At 66.4% G+C, this 4,183-nt stretch carries 3 protein-coding genes; all 3 read right to left on the reverse strand.

Going from position 1 to position 4,183, the window contains the following annotated elements:
• Window positions 1–1,454, reverse strand: a 1,454-nt coding sequence (gene purH / locus VZ95_RS15235) for a bifunctional phosphoribosylaminoimidazolecarboxamide formyltransferase/IMP cyclohydrolase (RefSeq protein WP_045776616.1), incomplete at its 3' end; no start/stop codon positions are given.
• A 10-nt stretch (window positions 1,455–1,464) separates the two neighbouring features.
• Entirely contained in the window at window positions 1,465–3,330 is a 1,866-nt protein-coding gene (locus VZ95_RS15240; RefSeq protein ID WP_045776617.1) for a polysaccharide biosynthesis protein, read from the reverse strand.
• On the reverse strand, window positions 3,327–4,183 hold an 857-nt coding region (locus VZ95_RS15245), incomplete at its 5' end, for an MraY family glycosyltransferase (RefSeq protein WP_156995331.1). The genes VZ95_RS15245 and VZ95_RS15240, both read right to left, overlap by 4 nt.

The raw sequence follows: 4,183 nt of genomic DNA on the forward strand, positions 1-4,183 counted from the left end.
AAAAAGGCGTCGGAGGCGACGATTGCGCCCACGGCGCGGCTATGGGGCTCGCCAGCGGCCTGGGCCATTGCGGCGGCGCGGGCGACGGCCTGTTGGGCGGCATCGACGCGCGAGGTTTGCCCGCCGCCGATCCCGACCGCAGCGCCGTCTTTCACCAGCACGATAGCGTTGGATTTGACGTGCTTGACCAGAGTGAAGGCGAGCAGCATATCGCGCACTTCGGCGGGGGAGGGGGCACGCTTAGTCACGGTTTGCAGCGCGTCGGCGGTGACATGGCCATTATCGCGGTTCTGCATCAGCACGCCGCCCGCGACCGAGCGGTAGGTGAGGCCCGGCTGTTTCGGATCGGGCATCGCGCCCGTCACCAGCACGCGCAGATTCTTTTTATCGGCCAGGGCCGTGGCGGCCTCGGGCTCAATCGCCGGAGCGATGACGACTTCGGCGAAGAGGTCGGCCACCAGCAGCGCGGTTTCCTTATCCAGCGGGCGGTTGACGGCGATGATGCCGCCAAAAGCGCTGACGGGATCGCAGGCCAGCGCGCGGCGATAGGCTTCGGCGAGGGTCGGCGCAATCGCCACACCGCAGGGATTGGCGTGTTTGATGATGGCGACGCCCGGCTCGGTCAGTTCGGCGACCAGCTCGAAGGCGGCATCGGTATCATTGATGTTATTGTAGGAAAGCTCCTTGCCCTGCACCTGCTGGGCGGTGGCCACGCCGGGGCGGGCATCGCCGGTGGCGTAGAAAGCCGCCTGCTGGTGCGGGTTTTCGCCGTAGCGCAGGGTCTGTTTCAGTGCGCCGCCGAGGGCCAACTGACGCGGCGTCGCTTCGCTCACCTGCCCGTTGAACCAAGCCGAAATGCCGGAATCATAGGCCCCTGTGCGGGTGAAGGCGCGCGCGGCCAGCGTGCGGCGCAGGGCGTGGTCGGTACCGCCGGTGGCGCTCAGGGCCGCGATCACGTCGGCATAATCGGCGGGGTCGGTGATGACCGTCACGGAAGCGTGGTTCTTCGCGGCGGAGCGGATCATCGACGGCCCGCCGATGTCGATATTCTCGATGCAGGTATCGAAATCCGCGCCCTTGGCGACCGTTGCTTCAAACGGGTAGAGGGTGACGACGACCACATCGATTGCGCCGATGCCGTGCTCATTCATCGCGGCTTGGTGCGTGCTGCTATCGCGCCGCCCCAGAAGGCCGCCGTGGATTTTCGGGTGCAGGGTTTTGACGCGCCCGTCCATCATTTCGGGAAAGCCGGTATAGTCAGCGACTTCCGTGACCGGCAGCCCCGCCGCGCGCAGCGTGTCCGCCGTACCGCCGGTGGAGAGCAGTTCGGCCCCGGCCTGATGCAACGCGCGCCCAAGATCGACAATCCCGGCCTTATCGTAGACCGACAGCAGGGCGCGGGCGGGTTTCACCAGATCGGACAGGGGCAAATCGCCGGAGGCATGGGCGGGCATGGCAAACTTCCTAAGAGGCTGGGGAGAATTCCGGCACGAGCCGGTGGAGAATGTCAAAAGCCGCAACCGTATCGCCGCGCGCGATGGCACCGTCGAGCGCATCGAGGTCGCGGGTCAAGTCGGTCAGGGCCACCGTGCGCGGGGCGGCCAGGCGGACGCCCGCAACGGGGGTGGGGTCAAGGGTTTCGGCGTTGTGGAACAGCTCTTCATAAAGCTTTTCGCCGGGGCGCAGGCCGGTGATGTCGATGGCGATATCCACCTCGGGGCGCAGCCCGTGCAGGCGGATCATCTGGCGGGCGAGGTCGATAATCTTCACCGGCTCGCCCATATCCAGCACGAAAATCCGCCCCGGCGCGGCGGCGTCGGTGGTGCCATAGGCCGAGGCGTGCAGCACCAGTTCGACGGCCTCGGCGATGGTCATGAAATAGCGCGTGATTTCGGCATGGGTCACGGTCAGCGGCCCGCCGCGCTGGAGTTGGCGCTGGAACAGCGGGATCACCGAGCCGGTCGAGCCCAGCACATTGCCGAAGCGGACAAGAACGCAACGGGTAGACGAATTTTCGGTCAGATCCTGCGCCTGCGCCCACATTTCGGCGACGCGCTTGCTGGCGCCCATCACATTGGTGGGGTTCACGGCCTTGTCGGTCGAAATCTGCACTATCGCCCGCGCGCCCACCGCCCGGCTGGCCTCGGCCACGATGCGCGAGCCCAGAATATTAGTAGCGAAACACTCCAGCGGATTGGCTTCGGCCAAGGGCACATGCTTGATGGCGGCGGCGTGAAAGACCAGATCGGGCCGGGCGTCGGCAAAGACCCGGCTAATCCGCGCCGCATCGCGCACATCCGCCAGCACAGCCACGCGTGGCAGGGCCGGGTGCGTTTCCGAGACCTGAAGATCGATGGCGTAAAGCGCATATTCCGAAGCATCGAGCAGGGTCAGATGCTCCGGCCCCAGGGCGGCAATCTGGCGCACGAGTTCAGAGCCGATGGAGCCGCCCGCACCCGTCACCAACACCCGCCGCCCGCGCACGAGATTTTCCAGCGGCGCGCGGTCCAGCGGCAAGGGCGGGCGACCCAAGAGGTCTTCCAACGCCACCGGCTGAAGCTGCACGGGGGCGTCGCCCGCGCGAAAATCGGTGAGGCGCGGCACACGGACCAGCGGCAGGCTGAGGCTTTGGGCGAGTTCGAGCAGACGGCGCACGGCTTCCGGCTTGGCGTCGGCCTGAGCCAAGATCAGCTTTTGCGGAGCTTGGTCGCGCGCCGCCAAGCGTTCCAGCAGGGCCGGAAGATCGTCGATCCCGCCTTCCACCCGCACGCCGCGAATGGCTTGGCCCTTGCGCCGCTCGCGCTCGTCGATCAGCGCGACAACCCGATAGGGGGCGTTGGAGCGGTGCAGGCTGGCGAGAAACAGATCGGCCTCGTCGCCCGCCCCAATCACGACCACGGGCTCGCGCGCCGCCGAAAGAAGCGCCGAGGCGCTGCGTTCCTTAATCCCCCGGTACAGCGCCCGCCCGGCGATCAGCAGCAGAATCAGCAGCCCCCAGGCGTAGAAGAGCGAACTGCGGGGGAGAAAATCGCCGCGTTGCACCAGAAACATCACCATCGCAAACCCGGCCACGGTCAGCGTCGCGGCTTTCGCAATCGTCAGCAGATCGGTGAGGGCGGTGTAGCGCCAGACGCCGCGATGCAGCCCCGTCAGCCGATTGCTCAGCAAGGCGATGGCCACGAAGAGGGCGGTGCCGCCGCCCATCAATTCGGGCCGATCCTCGAAGGCTTCCCAGCCGACGCGCAACACCACTGCGCCGATGAAGGCGGCGGCGGCCATGACGGCATCATGGGCGAGGGTCAGCCACAGGGGCGGGAAGCGCATTTTCATCCGCGCCGCCCTTGGAGGAAAACGCGGGCGGTCATGGCGACCGCGATCAGGCCCAGGGCGAGCCCAAGCCAACCGAAATTCAGCGTCGGGTTCAGGCTGGCGGTGGCAAGGGCCACCAACAGCGCGTTCAAGCCCGCAATCCGCGCGCTGACAGCGCTATGGGAAAAACCGCGCTGCACGGCTTTTTGATAGAAATGCCGCCGGTGGGCCTGCCAGATTTTTTCGCCGTCATAGGCGCGCCAAAGCAGGGTTACGGTGGCGTCGACGAGGTAATAAAGCGGAATGGTCAGCGCCGCCGAGAGCGCCCCCGCCAGCGCAAGCTGCAACAGCAGCCACCCCCCGAGCAGCCCAAGCGGCACCGAGCCGACATCGCCCAAGAAAACCTTCGCCGGGTGCCAGTTCCACCACAGGAACGCGGCGGCGGTGGCGGCGTAAACAAGGCCGAAGGCGGTGAGATCGAAGCGGAAAAATGCCAGCGCCATAATCAGCGCGACGCCCAGGCCGATGGCCCCGGCCTCAATCGCCGAAATCCCGTCGATTCCATCCATGAAATTGAACAGATTGACGAACCAGAGCCAGCCGATCCCGGTGATGAGCCGATCTAGGATCAAGGGTAACGCGCCCTGAAACACCAGCCGGTCGGGGTCTTGCACAGCAAGGATGAAGGCAATCGCGGCGATTTGCACCGAAAACCGCACCCAGGCGGGCAGCGGCTTGCGGTCGTCGCGGAACGAGAGCCAGGCCAGCCCCAGGGTCGCCATTAGCAGTGCGGTCAGTTCCGGCAGCAGCGCAGGCGGGCTCCAGAGGCTCAAGAGCGCCCAGCCGGGCAGCAATCCCGCCAACACGCCAAGCC

The organism is Elstera litoralis (genome assembly GCF_000963705.1).
Classification (GTDB): Bacteria; Pseudomonadota; Alphaproteobacteria; order Elsterales; family Elsteraceae; genus Elstera; species Elstera litoralis.